Origin of the sequence: Pigmentiphaga litoralis (assembly GCF_013408655.1) — a bacterium.
In the GTDB taxonomy this organism is placed as follows: domain Bacteria; phylum Pseudomonadota; class Gammaproteobacteria; order Burkholderiales; family Burkholderiaceae_B; genus Pigmentiphaga; species Pigmentiphaga litoralis_A.
The window spans coordinates 613,879-630,610 of record NZ_JACCBP010000002.1 but is presented as its reverse complement, the minus strand read 5'-3'; the positions used below and the strand labels follow the sequence as shown (position 1 = coordinate 630,610).

Annotated in this window: 15 protein-coding genes; 1 reads left to right on the top strand and 14 read right to left on the bottom strand. The window is 64.1% G+C overall.

All coding sequences use genetic code 11. The annotated features are described in order from the left end of the window. Position 1: 1 nt before the first annotated feature. Genes HD883_RS22930 through HD883_RS22920 form a run of 3 tightly spaced genes read right to left on the bottom strand, consistent with a single transcriptional unit; the run spans position 2 to position 3,071 of the window. On the bottom strand, positions 2–1,021 hold the full coding sequence (locus HD883_RS22930) for a branched-chain amino acid ABC transporter permease (RefSeq protein ID WP_179589275.1): 1,020 nt from the start codon (positions 1,019–1,021) through the stop codon (positions 2–4). A gap of 1 nt (position 1,022) precedes the next feature. Next, positions 1,023–1,895 carry a branched-chain amino acid ABC transporter permease gene (locus HD883_RS22925; RefSeq protein WP_179589274.1) on the bottom strand — a complete coding sequence of 291 codons (873 nt, stop codon included), beginning with the start codon at positions 1,893–1,895 and terminating at the stop codon, positions 1,023–1,025. Positions 1,896–1,934: 39 nt separating this feature from the next. Beyond that, the gene (locus HD883_RS22920; protein WP_179589273.1) at positions 1,935–3,071 is read right to left on the bottom strand and encodes an ABC transporter substrate-binding protein; all 1,137 of its coding nucleotides are present in this window, start codon (positions 3,069–3,071) and stop codon (positions 1,935–1,937) included. A gap of 384 nt (positions 3,072–3,455) precedes the next feature. On the opposite strand from HD883_RS22920, the gene HD883_RS22915 reads away from it, so the two are divergent. After that, positions 3,456–4,352: a TetR family transcriptional regulator gene (locus HD883_RS22915; protein ID WP_179589272.1), complete on the top strand. Its 897-nt coding sequence runs from the start codon at positions 3,456–3,458 to the stop codon at positions 4,350–4,352. Here the strand turns inward: HD883_RS22915 and HD883_RS22910 are convergent. The 11 genes from HD883_RS22910 to dctP form a co-directional block, all read right to left on the bottom strand. Next, on the bottom strand, positions 4,318–5,460 hold the full coding sequence (locus HD883_RS22910; protein WP_257022604.1) for a xylose isomerase: 1,143 nt from the start codon (positions 5,458–5,460) through the stop codon (positions 4,318–4,320). The genes HD883_RS22915 and HD883_RS22910 overlap by 35 nt on opposite strands. Before the next feature lie 50 nt (positions 5,461–5,510). Beyond that, a complete protein-coding gene (locus HD883_RS22905; protein ID WP_179589271.1) occupies positions 5,511–6,716 on the bottom strand; it encodes an ABC transporter substrate-binding protein in 1,206 nt (401 codons plus the stop codon). Between the two features lie 135 nt (positions 6,717–6,851). Beyond that, complete coding sequence (locus tag HD883_RS22900; protein ID WP_179589270.1) at positions 6,852–7,892, bottom strand: aromatic ring-hydroxylating dioxygenase subunit alpha; 1,041 nt, start codon at positions 7,890–7,892, stop codon at positions 6,852–6,854. 455 nt (positions 7,893–8,347) lie between these two features. Further along, on the bottom strand, positions 8,348–9,223 hold the full coding sequence (locus HD883_RS22895; protein WP_179589269.1) for an ABC transporter permease: 876 nt from the start codon (positions 9,221–9,223) through the stop codon (positions 8,348–8,350). Between the two features lie 107 nt (positions 9,224–9,330). Then, entirely contained in the window at positions 9,331–10,230 is a 900-nt protein-coding gene (locus HD883_RS22890; RefSeq protein WP_179589268.1) for an ABC transporter ATP-binding protein, read from the bottom strand. Position 10,231: 1 nt separating this feature from the next. Then, positions 10,232–11,272 (bottom strand): ABC transporter substrate-binding protein, encoded by a 1,041-nt coding sequence (locus tag HD883_RS22885; protein WP_218863573.1) that lies wholly within the window; start codon positions 11,270–11,272, stop codon positions 10,232–10,234. 184 nt (positions 11,273–11,456) lie between these two features. Further along, positions 11,457–12,356, bottom strand: a complete 900-nt coding sequence (locus tag HD883_RS22880; protein ID WP_179589267.1) for a TauD/TfdA dioxygenase family protein — start codon at positions 12,354–12,356, stop codon at positions 11,457–11,459. A gap of 144 nt (positions 12,357–12,500) precedes the next feature. Beyond that, complete coding sequence (locus HD883_RS22875; RefSeq protein ID WP_179589266.1) at positions 12,501–13,712, bottom strand: MFS transporter; 1,212 nt, start codon at positions 13,710–13,712, stop codon at positions 12,501–12,503. Positions 13,713–13,793: 81 nt separating this feature from the next. Further along, positions 13,794–15,110: a TRAP transporter large permease gene (locus tag HD883_RS22870; protein WP_179589265.1), complete on the bottom strand. Its 1,317-nt coding sequence runs from the start codon at positions 15,108–15,110 to the stop codon at positions 13,794–13,796. Further along, positions 15,107–15,652: a TRAP transporter small permease gene (locus tag HD883_RS22865; RefSeq protein ID WP_218863571.1), complete on the bottom strand. Its 546-nt coding sequence runs from the start codon at positions 15,650–15,652 to the stop codon at positions 15,107–15,109. The genes HD883_RS22870 and HD883_RS22865 overlap by 4 nt, the downstream gene beginning before the upstream one ends. After that, positions 15,649–16,659: a TRAP transporter substrate-binding protein DctP gene (gene dctP, locus HD883_RS22860; RefSeq protein ID WP_179589264.1), complete on the bottom strand. Its 1,011-nt coding sequence runs from the start codon at positions 16,657–16,659 to the stop codon at positions 15,649–15,651. The genes HD883_RS22865 and dctP overlap by 4 nt, the downstream gene beginning before the upstream one ends. Between the last annotated feature and the right edge of the window lie 73 nt (positions 16,660–16,732).

The window sequence follows — 16,732 nt, the reverse complement described above, 5'->3', positions numbered from 1 at the left end:
GTCAGGCTCCCTGGCGGCGCGCGACGGCCGCCGGTGTGGGGGTGGATGGCGTGGGGGACGATGGCGCATCCGCGGCCGGCGTATGGCTGCGGCTTTCACGGCGATGGGTCAGGAAGCCCATCAGCCCGCGCGGCAGGAACAGCACGATCGCCATCACGGCCAGGCCGAACAGCGACAGGCGCAGTTCCTTGGCTTCGCGCAGGTATTCCTCAAGAAAGGTGACCAGCAGCGCGCCGATCAGCGGCCCCACCAGCGTGCCCTTGCCGCCGATCAGCACCATGATGATCATGCTGGCCATGAAGGCGAAGCGGAACACTTCCGGACCCACGAACGAGATGTAGTGCGCATAAAAGCCACCCGCCATGCCGGTCAGGAACGCGCCCAGCACCAGGGCCAGCATGGCGTAGGTGAACGGGCGGATGCCGACCGACTGTGCCACATAGCGGTTCTCGCGCACCGCCACGGCGGCCCGGCCCGCATTCGAATACACGAAGCGGTACGACAGGTACATGGCCACGGCCAGCACCACCCAGCCGATATAGAAATAGAACTGCTTGGCGCCCACATTGCTGACACCTGCCAGCACCGACGGCTGCGGCACGCCCGCGATGCCCATCGGGCCGTTGGTCAGGCCGATCCAGTTGTCCGCCACCAGGCGCAGCACCTCGGCAAACGACAAGGTCACGATCACAAAGAACGGCCCCTGCAGCCGGAGCGTGATCGCGCCAATGACCAGCCCGGTCATCGCCGCGACAATGCCCGCGACCGGGATGGTGGCCCACATCGGCCAGCCATATTGGGTCGACAGGATGGCCGCGGTGTATGCGCCCATGCCCAGGAAGGCCGTGTGGCCCAGCGAGAACTCGCCCACGTACCCGACGACCAGATTCAGGCTGGTCGCCAGCACCGCAAAGAACAGCACCATGATGGCGATGTGCAGCACGTATTGGTCTTGCACCACCACGGGCAGCAAGGCTGCGATCAGCATGAAGCCGAGGATCGCATTTCGTTCGAAGGTCATGTCAGGCCCGCTCCGCACGTTTCGAAAACAGCCCGTAGGGCCGGAACACCAGCGTCAGGATCACGATGGCAAAGCCGATGATGTCGACCCAGCCCGTCGCGATATAGCCGCCCCAGATCGCCTCGGCCAGGCCCAGCACCAGGCCGCCCAGGATGGCGCCGGCAAAGCTGCCCATGCCCCCCAGGATCACGACCACGAAGGCCTTCATGCTGACCACGCCGCCGATCGCCACCTGCGCCGAATAGATCGACCCCAGCAGCATCCCGGCCATGGCCGCGATCGCGCTGCCCAGGGCAAAGGTGCAGGCGTAGATATTGGCCGTCTTGATGCCTGCCAGCTGCGCCGCCATCGGATCCTGGAAGGTCGCGCGCATGGCGCGGCCCAGCCGGGTCTTCTGGATCAACAGATAGGCGCCCAGGATTAGCACCGCGCAGACCGCCACCGCGAACAGGCGCAGCTTGGTCACGACCACCGGGCCGAAGAACAGCGGACCGCTGGCGACCGGGCTGTCGATCTTGAGCGGAGCCGTGCCCACCACCAGCAACGCGGTGTTGGCCAGGAAGATCGACAGGCCGATGGTCAGCAGGATGCCCGCCTCTTCACCCTGCCCGCGGATGCGCTCGATCAGGAACCGATCGATCAGCCACCCGAAGGCGGCCATGGTGATCGCGACGAGCGCCAGGCCGGAAAAGAAATCCAGGCCCAGGTAGGTGGTGGCCCACCAGCCCATCACGCCGCCCAGCATGTACAACTCGCCGTGCGCGAAATTGACGACGCGCATCAAGCCCAGGATCAGGGTCAGTCCCAGCGCCGAGAGCGCATAGAACGACCCCGTCACCAGCCCGTTGGCAAGCAACTGCGGCAAAAAATCCATCGTGCCTCCGTACCTTTCAATGCAGGAATCGCGCTGCCCTTACGGCTTCTCGGTCGGGGCTTCGGCCACGACTTTCGGTTCCTTGTTCTGGATCTGCACCAGCACGACGTCAAAGCCGTAGCCTTCGCCCTTGTCGGTGAAACGGTAGGTGCCGTTCGGCGCCTGGTACTCGGTCTTGCGCAGCGCATCGCGGATGGCATCGGACTGCGTGTTGCCCGCGCGGGCCACGCCTTCCATCAGGATGTTCATGGCGTTGAAGCCAGCCGCGCCGTACTTGCCGGGCTTTTCCTTGTAGGCCTTCTGGTATTGCTCGACGAAGGCCTTGTTGCGATCGCCTGGCATGCTCGACGCATACGGCACGGCCGCGTAGATACCTTCGGATGCGTCACCGGTCAGGCCGATGAAGTCCGCCGTGGCCCACGAGCCCACGCCGAACACCTTGGTCTTCAGGCCGAATTCCTTGAACTGCTTGACCAGGATCGAACCGTCTTGCGTTTCAGCCGCGACGAACACGCCGTCCACATTGGCAGAACGCAGCTTGGTCAGCAGGGTGTAGAAGTCGGTGGCGCCATGATCGAAGTACTCTTTCATGACGGTGGTCACGCCCAGCGCAGCCATGTCTTTCGAAAAGTCCTCGACCCCGCCGCGGCCCCAGTCATCGTTCACACCGATATAGGCCACGCGCTTCAGTTGAAGCTTGTCGACCAGGATCTTGCTGAAGGTCTTGGACATCAGGCGATCGGTCTCGGCCGACCGGAAGAAGTACTGCATGCCCTTCTCGGTCAGGTCCGCCTTGGACGACACCCCGGTCAGGAAGGGCATCTTGTATTTCTCGGCCACGGGCATGACGGCGGCGGTCGCCGAGCTGCAGAAGGCGCCGCTGAGCGCCACGACCTTGTCCCGCGCGATCAGCTTTTCGGCCGCGTTGACGGACTTGGCCGGCTGGCACTGGCCGTCTTCAATGACCAGTTCGATTTTCTTGCCCAGCACGCCGCCGGCGGCGTTGCGGCGTTCCACCGCGAGCTTGGCGCCATTGACATAGGTCAGCCCGTTGTAGGCGACGGAACCGGTCACTGGCTGGATCACGCCGATCTTGATGGTTTCCTGCGCGGACGCAGCGGACATCGTTCCACCGGCAATACCCGCCAGCACCAAGGCTATGGACAACTTACGCATGACAACCTCTCGAGGATGAATGTTCAGGGGAAACGCCATACCGCCCAGACCATGGTCACCGACCCGGCCGCAAGATTAATTAAACATATAATTAATTAAGCGGCAGGGCTGTGTCCAGCGGTTTTTGCGGCTGAATCGCAAATTAATTAATCAGGTCAATAATTCTGATGGATGCGGTTTTCTTAAGCAGAAAGCGTGCCAATGGAGTGAGAGTTGGGGATTGCTGGGAGGTGCAGCGCTAGGTGTTGGGACGACGCACCAGTATCGATCGCGCCCGCACCATCAACGCGACTGTTCACGATCCGTTGTGGGGAGGGCAGCCTGTTCCATCCGGTGTGCCGTTGGCAACGCACATACAATCGCCTATCGAGTCGAGAGCCTGCCATGAGCCCTACCCAATTGACGACCTCTCCACCTAAGGTTCGCATGCCCGCAAAGACGCAAGCAGAAGACGCGGCCACTCCAAAGGCCCGCGCCAAGCCTGCTACCAAGAGCGCCGCCAAACACGCCGCCAAGAACGCCACCAACGCTCCCGCCAAGACCGCCACGCGCGCGCGCAAGCCTGCCGCCACCGGCGCCCCTACCCGCCCTGCCAAGAGCCGGCGCAGTCCCGAAGAACTGAACGCGCGCATCCTGGATGCGGCGATCGTGGAATTTTCAGAGCATGGGTTTTCGGGCGGCCGCATCGACCGTATCAGCAAGCGGGCCAAGACCGTGGACCGGATGCTGTACTACTACTTCGGCAACAAGGAACGGCTGTACCAGGCCGTGCTGGAACATGTGTACGCGGCAATGATCGGCGCGCAACGCACGTTCGTCACACCGCCCGATGATCCAGTGGCCGGCATGCGCCAATTGATCGCCCATTCCTGGGAACACTATTCATCGCATCCGGAACTGGTCCGCCTGCTGATGACCGAGAACCTGATGCGCGGCAAGCACATCCGGAAGTCGCCGACCATCAAGGACGTGTCCTTTCCGTTGGTTGAGACCGTCAACGGCATTCTGACGGCCGGTCAGGCCCGCAAGCTGTTCCGCACCGACGTCGAGCCCGAGTTCGTCTTGATGAGCATCATGTCGCTGGCGTTCTTCTACGTGTCGAACCACTACACGTGTTCGCAGTGGCTGGGCGTGGACCTGGCCGATGACGCGCGGCGGGCGGCTTGGCTGGAGCACATTACGGATGTGGTGCTGACGCATCTGCAGCCGACCGGAAAAGCTGCGCCACTCACGACGGGGAAAGTTGCTACCCCGGCAACGCGTCCCACGTCTCGCGAATGAATCGGGCGATTGCGGCGTTCTGCCCGATCAACGAAAACTTCGCGTTCAGCGCGTAATCCGGCAGCGTGATCATCTCGGTGGTGATGAACCGCAACTGCGATGACGGTGTGCGGTGGTGGTGCGCCAGCACCTTGCGCACCACTTCCTTGGTCGGCTCCAGCAGGTAGGCGTTCCAGGGCGCATGCCACTCCCCAGGCGCGGGCTTCAAGAAGGGATACAGGATGCCCCGCCCCGGATCGCCGCGCTTGACCGGCAAGCTGGGATACCGCGGCAAGGCCGCCACCTGCGCATCGGGATCATGGCGCGCCCACACGTTGCGCGGCCCGTTCGGCACGGCCGCGCGCACCTGCATCCAGCGCACGATGCCCAGGGCCAGCCACTCGTCCACCAGGTTGCCGGGCTCGAAGGGGTCGAGCACCACGCGGCCCGCGTGAACGTCCTCGCGCATCCCGGCCACGTCCAACTCTTCATCGTTGCCGATCTTGTAGAGCACGTGGCTGTAGTCCAGCGTGAAGTTGAAGGGCACGCCCCGCCGCATGACGGCTTCGGCCACGGGCGTCACGCGTCGCGGGTCTTCACTCCACATATTGGTGTGCAGCTCGAAGCTGGGTTCGACGCCCTGCTTCGTGCCTTCGTCATACACCCGCAGATAGCAGTCGACGATCTCGTCATTGGTGACCACCCGCCCGTCGGCGTGGCGCGCGTACACCATCACGTTGTGCGTGCTGGCGCCCACGCGTGCGCTCAGCCGCAGATTGTCAGCGTACTTATGATCGTCGGTACCCATTTCATAGAACCAGCTGGTGGTGTGCACCGGCAGGCCGTAGGTGTCCATGCAGGCCAGGAAGGTATCGACCTGATCGGGCAAGGGCAGCCGGTCGAAGCAGTCAAATACCCCCGCGCGTTTGACGAGCCGGAACTGTTCTTCAATCGACGGTTCGGCCATCGACACCGGCGATGCGATCGACGAGTCCTGCACGCCGCGGCCGTTGCAGCCGATGGGGCACAACGGGCGCAGGGCGTCGACGCTTGCGTAGGCTCGGTCGCCGGGCTGGGCTTCCGCTTGATGCCCGGCTCGGGCGCCGGCCTGGTGACTGGCTTCCCTCATGGCGGCATCACCCCTCATGGCGGCATCACCCCTCATGGCGGCATCACCCCTCATGGCGCCGTCCGCCACGCACGCACCTGATCGTCGGTCGGCTGCAGCGTCGCGCCATCGATATACGCGGCGGTCTTCATGTAGCCCTTGCCCTCCTTGACACCCAGGCGGCCCACGTAGATGCCGAAGGTGGACTGGTTGTCGATGGCCCGAAACATGGACGGGCCGAACGGCGTGTCGAACGACAGGCCACTGAACGCCGTCGCCAGCTTCTCGCTGTCCGTCGACCCCGCCTTCTTGATGCCCGCCGCAATCGCCTTCACGGTGGCATAGCCGACCACCGAATTCAGGCGCGGATAGTCGTTGTACTTCTTCTGATAGGCCGCCACGAAAGCCTTGTGTTCCGGCGTGTCGATGCTGTAATAGGGGTAGCCGGTGGTGATCCAGTTGTCCGGCGCATCGTCTTTCAACGGGTCCAGATACTCGGGCTCACCCGTCAGCAAGCTGACCACTTCCCTGCCCTCGAACAGGCCGCGTGTCTTGCCTTCGCGCGCGAACTTGGTCAGGTCGACGCCAAACAACACATTGAAGATGGCATCGGGCTTGGCGTCCGCCAGGGCTTGCGCCACCGCGCCCGCATCGATCTTGCCGTAGGGCGGCGCCTGCTCGGCCACGAACTCGACGTCGGGCTGCGCCTTCTTCAGCGCTTCCTTGAAGGTCTTGACCGCCGCCTGCCCGTACTCGTAGTTGGGGTAGACGATGGCCCAGCGCTTTTTCTTCAGCTTGGCCGCCTCGGCCACGACCGAAGCCGCCAGCACATGCGTGCCGGACCGCAGCCGGTAGGTGTAGCGATTGCCGTTTTCCCAGACCATGCGGTCGCTCAGCGGCCCTGAAGCCAGGAAGAAACGTTTGCGCTGCTTCGCAAAGTCCGCCACGGCCAGTCCCACGTTGGACAGCGTCACGCCCGACAGCACGTCGACGTTTTCGCGCACCAGCAGTTCGTCGGCCACCCGCACGGCATCGCCGGGGTTGGCGTTGTCGTCGCGAAAGACGGTCTCGAGCTTCTTGCCGAGCAGGCCGCCGCTGGTATTGATTTCGTCCTGCGCCAGCTCCCACCCTTTCTTGTAGGGCACCATCAGCGCCGGCAGCGCCTTGTAGCTGTTGATCTCGCCAATCATGATGACGCCCTGGGCGTGCGCCGACGGGCTCACGCTACAGACCGCGGCGGCCAGGCACACCGCGAACACCGCATGGAAACGAGGCATGGAACTCTCCGGAAGAAGACGTCAGGTTGCGGCCGGAAGGCCGGAAAGGGAAATGCAAGTAAGGTCAGGCAGGGACGACGCCTGCACGGCGAGCAAGGCTCAGGCAGTCACCGCCCTTCAGGCAGTCAGCATTCTTCAGGCGGTCGCCACCGATGATTCCGCCGACTGTTCGGCAGCGATCATCTCGTCCACCATGCGCCGCATGCGCACCGACGACACATCGATCGCCAGCTTGACCGGGCGGGTGGATCGCGGCTTGACCTCGTTGCGCTGGATCGCTTCGAGCAAGGTCTTGTCTTCATCAAAGGCAAGACGCAGGCCGGCGGCCAGGCGGCGGTCCGTGGCAGGGTCGGCCGGCAGGTTCTTGATGCAGAGCCAGTGCTGCACGCAGGTCGTCGCATCCACCGGCGTAATGAAGTGGCACGCGAACATCTGGATCGCGTCCTGCCGGTTGCCCTCGGGCGCACCGGTGCCCGTGGGCGCGGACCCGAAGTCGATGACCGCGATGCACGGCGCGTAGTAGTGGTAGTAATGCCAGCGATCGACATTGCCTTCGAACGGCTTGAGGCCCTGGAAGATCGGAATCAGGGGCGAGTCGATGATCCAGCGCCAGGTCACGACCTTGCCGTCCTGCCGTTCGTACATGACCGGCACGTCGCCATGTTCCGGATTGGACAGGGTGGACTTGTGCACGAAGGCCACATGCGACGGATCGCACAGGTTGTCCGCCAGGTTCAGGTAGCTGGCCGCGACCGGCAAGGCGTCGCCTTCGACGACGCTATAGGCGGGGTCGTGGTATTCGGGCAGGTCGAACACGGCGGACGGATCGGCCAGCGCCGGGTCGCCCATCCAGACCCACACCATGCCCATGTTTTCCACCGTGGGATAGGCGCGCACCTTGAGGCTGGCCGGCACGTTCGCCTGGCCCGGCACGCGGGTACATGACCCGCTGCAGTCGAAGGTCAGCCCGTGGTAGCCGCATTCGACCGTGTCGCCCTTGAGCGTGCCGATCGACAGCGGCGCCAGCTTGTGCGGACACGCGTCTTCCAGCGCGACAGTCTTGCCGGCCTCGGTCCGGTAGACGACCAGATCTTCTTCGATCACCACGTGGCGAGCCAGGGTGCGGCCGACGTTGCGGGACCACGTCAGCGGATACCAGGTGTTCTTGATGTACATAGATCCCCCCCAGGCGCTTCGCGCCTCCCCCAGGGGCGGCACTGGTCGACTGGCGGAGCCAGATCGACTGTGCCCTGGAGAAATGCGGCGTCCTTGAGATTGGTAAGTGGAAACTTAACTAATGGAGTGTCTACTCCATTTTTTTGCAGCGTATTCCCGTTTGGTTTGCTTTGGCAAGCGAAACCAGCGAGCGTTTACAAGGTGCTGGCGTATGGTGCGGCGGTGCACCAGGATGGCCGGGGATGCACGGTGGTGGACGTAATCTCAGTGCGTGTTGACGTCGCAGCGGACGTGAAAAAGGCCCGGACTGGGCCGGGCCTTGAGGGGTGCGAGTCGCGGTAGGCGCCTGCTACGCGGCGACTGCAGCGTTCCCCGCGTGTATTAGCTAGCAGTGCCTAAGCTCGGAATGCTTGAGCTCAAATGCCTGAGCGCAGGACGCCTCGCCGCAAACCGCCTTACCGCTGCATGCCCCACTTTCTGACCGTGGCGCGCTCCAGCAGGTTGAACACCAGGTTCTCCACCACCAGGCCGATTACGATCACCATCGCCAGGCCGGCAAAGACCTTGTCGGTGTAGAGCTCGTTGCGGTTCTGGAAGATGTACCAGCCCAGGCCGCCCTTACCTGACGAGGCGCCAAAAACCAGTTCGGCGGCGATCAGGGTGCGCCACGCAAAGGCCCAGCCGATCTTCAGGCCGGACAGGATGGCGGGCAAGGCGGCCGGCACCAGGATGGCCAGCACGTAGCGCAGGCCGCGCAGGCCGTAGTTGCGGCCGCCCATGCGCAGCGTGTCGGACACGCCCTGGAAGCCTGCGTAGGTGTTGAGCGCCAGCGGCCACAGCACCGAATGGATCAGCACGAAGATCAGGCTTCCATTGCCCAGACCAAACCACAGCAGCGCGAGTGGCAGCAGCGCGATGGCGGGCAGCGGGTTGAACATGGACGTGAGCGTGCTCAACAGATCGCGGCCGAACTGCGTGGACACCGCCAGCGTGGTCAGCACGAAGGCGAGCACGATGCCGGCCACATAGCCTTGCAGCAGCACCCACAAGGACGCCTGCACCCGCGTCAGCAATTCGCCGGTCGCCACGCCGTCGATAAAGGCGGCCGCGGTCTGCAGAAAGCCAGGCAGCAGCAGGTCATTGTCCTGCCAGCGAGCCACGCCTTCCCACAACACGGCCAGCAGCACCAGGATGACGGTCTTGCGCAGCCACGCCTGGCGCCACAGGCGCTGGGCCAGCGGCAGGTCCCGCTTCAGCGGCAGATCGCCGACCGGTGCGAGCGGCAGCTCGTATTCCGGGCGGATGGGGGGAAACACGGTTTGGGTGGTCATTACTGCTCGATCAAAAATGTTCAGACGTCATGGCAAGGCAGGCTGCGGGTTCGCCGGCGCGCAGCAGGCGCATGGCAGGCGCAGCAGGCGCATGGCGAACATCGCCATCACACCGCCGCCAGGCGCACGCGCCCTGGCACATCAACAGCGGGCGCCGCATCTGCCGCGCCCTGCGCGTCCGGCGCCGGCGTATCGAACAGCAGGCGGTGAATCCGCTGCGCCGTCGACTGGAATTCCGCGCCGCCCTGGCTATGCAGCCCGAACTGATGCGCGTTGATCTCGGCACGCACGCGCCCCGGGTGCGGCGACAGCAGCAGGATCCGGTTGCCCACCACCAGCGCTTCTTCGATCGAATGCGTCACGAATAGCAGCGTGAAATGGATGTCGTCCCACAGCGCCAGCAACTCTTCCTGCATCTTGCGGCGCGTCAGTGCGTCCAATGCGGCGAACGGCTCGTCCATCAACAGCACCTTGGGCTGCATGGCCAGCGCGCGGGCGATCGCCACGCGCTGCTTCATGCCGCCCGACAGCGTGTGCGGATAGGCGTCGGCAAACGCCGACAGGCCGACCTTGGCCAGGTAATGCCGTGCGCGTTCCTCGGCTTCCTTGCGGCCCAGCGTGCGCGACGCGCGCAGCGGGAACATCACGTTCTGCAGCACCGTCTTCCACGGGGGCAGCTGGTCGAATTCCTGGAAGACGACGATACGGTCGGGACCGGGTTCGGCCACACGTTCCCCGGCCAGGGCGATCTCGCCTTGCGACGTCGGATGAAAGCCGGCGATGGCCTTGAGCAGGGTCGACTTGCCACAGCCCGACGGGCCGAGCAGCACGAAGCGGTCGGCCTGGAACACGTTGAAGTCGACCTGATGCGTTGCGCGCACCACGGTGTTGCCCGTGGTGTAGTCCAGGCTCACGCCGCGCACTTGCAGCAAGGGCGAGTCGGCGGGCGCCGAGGCACCGGCCGGGCCGTGACTGGCCGAAGCCAGGCTCAATGCGGGGGGTGTCATCTCAACTGCCTCCAGCGGTCTGCGCATCGTCAAAGAAATAGTCTTTCCACGACGCGGGCTTGTTCTTGATGGCGCCGACACGATGCAGGAACTCGGCCATCGGGAAGGTGTTCTTCGGCACGGTCGTGAACTGCACTTGCGGGTCGGCCAGAATGCGGATCAGCTCGGCACGATCGGCCTTGCCCCCGGTCACGCGCAGATAGGTGTCGGCGGCGCCTTCATGGTTCTTCTGGATGTATTGCGCCGCTTCCTGCAGTGCCTGCTGGAAAGCCTTGTAGGTCTTGGGATTCTGTTCGCGGAATTTTTCGGTCGCGAACAGCACGGTCGGCGAATTGGGGCCGACCACGTCATACGAATTCAAGACCACATGCACCGCCTTGTTGGCCTGCGCCTGGTACTGGAACGGCGGGTTGGAAAAGTGCGCGTTGATTTCAGTGCCGCCTGCCAGCAGCGCATTGGTGGCATCCGGATGCGGGATCGCCACCGAATTCTTGTCGAGGCGGTTGAAGTCCTTGTCGCCCCACAGCTTGGCCGACGCCATCTGCAGGTAACGCGATTGCACCGACACGCCCACGGCGGGCACGGCAATGCGGTCCTTGTCGGTGAAGTCGGCAATGGTCTTGACCGCCGGGTTGCTGCTCAACAGCAGATACGGAAAGTTGCCCAGCGACGCCACGCCCTTCACGTTCTGCTTGCCCTTGGTGCGGTCCCAGACCGTCAGCAGCGGACCCACGCCCGCGCCGGCCACGTCGATCGCACCGGTCAGCAGCGCATCGTTCACCGACGATCCGCCCGACAGCTGCGTCCATTCAACCTTGACGTCCACCCCGGCCTGCTTGCCATACTTTTCGACCAGCTTCTGGTCGCGCACGACATTCAGCAGCAGATAGACGATGCCGAACTGCTCGGCCACGCGCAGCTTGCCTTCCGCGTGCGCCGCGGTCGGCATGGCGACGCCGGCCGACATCAGGCCCAGGCTGACACCAAAAACGCCAGCCACACGCCGCCAGTTGGCGCGGTCAGGGAAAGTCGAGAAAGTCATTGCAGCGGTGCTCCGTAGGGGTGGCCGGGGTGGCATCGTCACGCGCGGGGTACCGGCGTGACTGCCCGCACGCCGGTGTCGGGCGTGGCGGGAAAACAAAGGGAATGGGGCGCAAAGGAAGCCGGTCAGGCGCGGCGACGGTTGCGTGCATCAACGATCGGCGCGGACGCCGATCAACCGGTTCCTAGAACGGGCGATCGCCTTCGATCGTCGTGCGGAACAGCTTGCGGCGCAGGTGGTCCGGACAGCCCGCGGCCAGGTGGGTGACCGACCGGTTGTCCCAGAACACCAGATCGTGATCCGCCCACTGATGCCGGTAGACCAGTTCGTCGCGCGAGCTGAGTGCGAACAGTTCATCCAGCAGCGCCTGGCTTTCGTCTTCGGGCAGGCCGACGACACGCGTCGTGAAATGCTCGCTGACGAACAGCGCCTTCTTGCCCGTTTCCGGATGCGTGCGCACGATGGGGTGCACGACGGCCTGCACCTCGGCAATCTGCGCCTCGGTCAGCTTCGGGCGCCACGGGGCGTTCTTTTGCAGCTCGGCGTACTTGGCCAGATAGGAGTGTTCGGCGCTGCGGCCTTCGATCGCACTGCGCAGGTGGGCAGGCAGTTCGTCGTAAGCCAGGTGCTGGTTGGCGAACAGGGTGTCGCCGCCTTCGGACGGCAGTTCCTGCGCGTGCAGCAGGGAACCCAGGCTGGGCAGTTCCTTGTACGACAGGTCCGAATGCCAGTATTTGCCGGCATCGCCCAGGCCGATCGGCTTGCCGTCTTCGACCACGTTGGACACGATCAGGATTTCGGGATGGCCGGCCAACGCGAACTGTTTGAGCACGTGGCGCTGCAGCGGACCGAAGCGCGCGCTGAATTCCACATGCTGCTGCGGGGTGATGCGCTGATCGCGGAACACCACCACATGGTAGTCAAGGTGGGCGCGGTGCACCCGGGCAAAGTCGCTGTCCGACAGCGGGACGGACAAGTCCAGGCCGACGATTTCCGCGCCAAGCGGCGCATCGAACGCGCGAACCTCGAACTCCTGGTTGCGCGTGATGGGGTGCGTGGCTTGCTGCTGAAGAACCGCCGACATGAGTGCTCCTGAGTTGCGTTGGTGCAGATCAGGGCAGCAGCGTCATGGATGGATGCTGCCCCAGGTCACCAATATAGGCAGTCAGGCTAACAACTCAAACAACGCATTCTTTCTATGGTTAGATCAAAAAACGAATAAGCAGATTCATCCCACCAGCCGCTTGCGCCGCCGCATCGCGGTCGCAAGCGCGATCGTCACCATCGGCATCATGACCATGGCAAGCGCAAACGCCCACGACACGCCCACATGCGCATCGATCTGCGACACGGCCCACACACCCAGCGACTGGCCAGTGAACAGGAAGGACGCGAACATCGCCACCGCCGTGCCGCGGATCTGCGGCGCCATCTGCGTGGCCTGCGTCTGCAGGGTGCTGTGCACCAGGTAGTAGCCAAAGCCGCACAGCAGTCCGGCCGGCAATGCAAAGGTCCACGACCATCCGATCAGCAGGGTCAGGAAGGCCAGCGCGAGCACGAAGCCGCCGGTCAGCACCATCTTGCGTTCGCCCAGCCAGGGTACGAACCAGTTGGCGACCGCCACATACAGATAGCCGCCCACCGCGAACACGGCGCCCGTGGCGCCTGCGACGGTGGCCGACACACCAAAGCGCGTCTGCAGATAACTGGGCACGAAGGCCAGGATGCCGAAGACGATGGCGCCTTCCAGGAAGCCGGCCAGGATGATGACCCGCGCCCACTTGACCGAAAAAAGATGGGCCACGGTCGAAAACAGATGGCCTGGACGACGTGGCGGGACCACCTGCCCGGCCGGCCGGAACACATGCAGCGCGACGCCTGCACACAGATACATGGTGGCCAGGAACACGAAGCCGGATCGCCATCCCAAGGTGTCGGCGAACAGCCCGCCAATCACCTGCCCGCCCGCAATGCCGGTGATCGAACCGACCAGGAAGCGCGCCATGGTCGCCTGCCGCCGTTCATAGGGCACGCTGTCGCCCAGCCAGGCCAGCGCCAGCGGCATCACCCCCGCGCCACCAATGCCCGACAGCACCCGGCAGAACACCAGCACATCCAGAGAAGGAGCCAGCGCGGCGCCGATGCTGCCGACCGAACAGAAGAGCGTGGCCAGCGTGATCGTGCGGTACTTGCCGATACGGTCGCCCAGCGGTCCATAGAAGAACTGCGCAATGCCATAGGCGATCGCGAACACAGTGACGACGTGGGCGGCAATGCTGGGAGTGGTGCCGAATTCGACGGACAGCTGCGGCAGCAGCGGGTCACCGATCCGGAAGGCGCATGCGCTGGCAAACGATGCCATGGCCAGCAGAAAGACGGAAAGACGGGTCGGTACCGGCGGGACCGACTGAGCCACAGGCTCGGCTAGCGGAGTTGTCATTATGAGAGTGCGGGAGCGGGGCCGAAAACCATCAGTACCCTGAAGGTTCAAGAGCATACACCGCCCACCGCCCTCCCTGCCCTAGCCTATCCTGCCTGGCAACCAGGTGGCGATCCCCGGAATGAAGAACACCGCCGCGAGCAGCAACAGGCTCATCGCCACATAGGGCACCACGGCCACGAAGATGTGCGCCATGGTGACCTGGGGCGGCGCCACGCCCCGCATGGTCATCAGCAGCAACCCGTGCGGGGGCAACAGCAGACCCAGTTGCATGCAGATCAGGAACAGCACCCCGAACCACACCGGGTCGATCCCCAAGGCCTGCACCACCGGCATGAAGATCGGCAGCGTGATCATCATCATGCTGACTTGGTCGACGAAAATGCCCAGAAAGATAAGCATCAGCATCATGCCCGCCACGATCATGCCGGTAGACAGGCCCCGCCCGGTGATCATCTCGACCAGGCCATTGCTGGCGCCCGAGAACGACAGGATCTGCGCAAAGGTCGTTGCGCCCAGGATGATGAACAGGATCATTCCCGAGATGCCCGCCGTGCCCCGCAGCGACTTCAACACCGCGTCCCACGTCAGCACCCGGTAGGCCATCGCCAGGACCATGGTGGCGAACGCACCCAGCGCGGCGCACTCGGTCGGCGTGGCCCAGCCCGCAGCCAACGCGCCCACCACCACGCCGAAGATCGACAGGGTTGGCAGCACGTATGCAAAGAACAGGCGCCAGCGATCCCACCCCCTGTGACGGGAGCCTTCGCCGTCGTCGGGCGCCAGGTGCGGGCTGATCTTGACGCGGATCACGATCCACATCACGAACGAGATCGACAGGATCACGCCCGGCATCACGCCGCCAATCAGCAGCTTGGAGATCGAGATGCCCGACAGCGACCCCAGCAACACGGTCAGCGCGGACGGCGGGATCAGCATGTCCACCGCGCCGATGGCCATGATCGGGCCGGTGGCGATCTTGGGGTGATAGCCACGTGCCAGCATGACCGGCAGCATCAGCGACCCCAACATGGCCGTGGTGGCGATGGTCGACCCCGAAATCGCCGAGAACACCGTGCCGGCCACGACGGCCACGACCGCCAGCCGGCCCGGCAGGCGCGTGATCAGACGCTCGACCCCTTCGATCACCTTCATGGCCAGACCGGTGTGGAACAGGATCTCGCCCATCAGCACGAAAAGAGGAATCGGGGTGAGCGAGAACGCCGCGACCGAACTGACGCTGCTGCGCGCCAGTTGCGTCAGGCCGACTTCGCCGCCCATGTAGAGCCAGGCCCCTACGATGTTGATGGTGATGAAGGTCAGGGCCACCGGCATGCCGATAAACAGCAGCACCGTCGAGCCGCCCAGCAGCAGCCACGCCGCAAATTCCCAGCTCATGCTGCGCTCACTGCATCGCTGCGCGGCGCGCGTTCACCCTGCCACAGCCGATGCATGCGAAACAGCATCTCGATGGCCAGCAGCACGAAGGCGATCGGCAGGGGCGCCAGCGACCACCACTCGGGTGTCACCAGCGTCTTGATGTTGACCGAGCCGGCCAGGTAGCTGGACCAGGCTGATCCCGCACCGACCCAGGCAATCACCAGGCAACAGGCCAGGCCGATCGTGTCGCCTATCCATTCCAGGGTCCACGCCAGCCGCTTGGGCAGCGCCTGCAACAGGATGTCGACGCGAATGTGCTGCCCCTGGCGCAGCAGCCAGGGCGCGACGCACATCGTCATCAGATAGAGCATGAGTTCGGACACCTCGTTGCTCCAGGCCAGGCCTTGCGGCAGGCCGGGAATGGCCAGGTTGCGCAGCGCCACGTCGACCACGATGATCAGCATCATGGCGAGCAGCAGCGCGAAACCCACCATGGCCAGCGCCTCCAGCGCGCGCCCATAGCGGACCGACGCCCGCGCGATCGCACCCGGCTGCGTCATTTCGCGGCAGGCGACGAGAACAGGGGCTTGAAGCGCGCCGCAATGTCGGGGCTCTGCTTGGCCGCGCCCGCCCAGCCGATGTCATAGGCCTTGTCGCGGAAGCTCTTGGCCGTGGCCTCGTCAAAGCGGATGGTCTGGATGCCAGCCTTTTCCTGGCGCGCGGCCTCGTCCTTGCCGTACTGGGTCCAGAAGGCATTGCCGGCTTCGTACGCCGCCAGCTGCTTGTCGAGGAAAGCGCGCTGTGCGTCCGTCAGTTTCTTGAACGAGGGCAGGTTCATGATCAACGAGACTTCAGCATCGTAGAAGCCGGGGTCGACACGGAACTTGGTTTTTTCATGCCAATTCAGATCGAAGATGCCGCCAATCGGCCAGCCGTAGCCATCGACCACGCCGCGTTCCAGCGCCGTATAGACCTCGCCCGGCGCAGTCGTCACCACGTTGGCATTGAGCGCCTGGAAGAAGTCGCGATACACCGGCGAGATGCGGATCTTCTGGCCCGTCAGGTCGGGCTTGTCGATCTTCTTGTTCGTGTAGATATGGAAGGGCTGGTTTTCGACCACGCGGGCCAGGTACTGCATGTTGCCCTTCTCGTTCCAGACCTTGTTGATGGCGTCGAACGCCCCGTTCTTGCGCTGCTCGACCACCGACACCTGCGTCAGTTTCAGAAAGTCCGCTTCGGGCATGACGTTGGTGTAGAACGCCCCGGTCGTCAGCGCCATGTCCACCACGCCCGTCTTGACCGCGTTGCCGACTTCAAATGCCGGAATGGCCTTGGGGCCGCCCAGGAAGTTGATCTGCAGCACCCCCTTGCCTTCGGTATTGAACTGCTTGATCCACGGCAACAGGCGCTGCACGTAGATGCCGTTTTCCGGAAAGCCACTGACCAGGCGCAGCGTGCGTTCCTGGGCGATGGCGCCCGTGGACACCGCGGCGGCGGCAAGCAGGACGGCAAGGCGGGTCAGCAGGCCGGAGGGCAAGACGCGAGAAGTCGGAACGCGGGATGTCATGGGGGTGTCTCCATCATTGTCAGGTGCAACGATCATCGGGAACTGCGGCAAGGCGGTCAATCGGCACTTACGT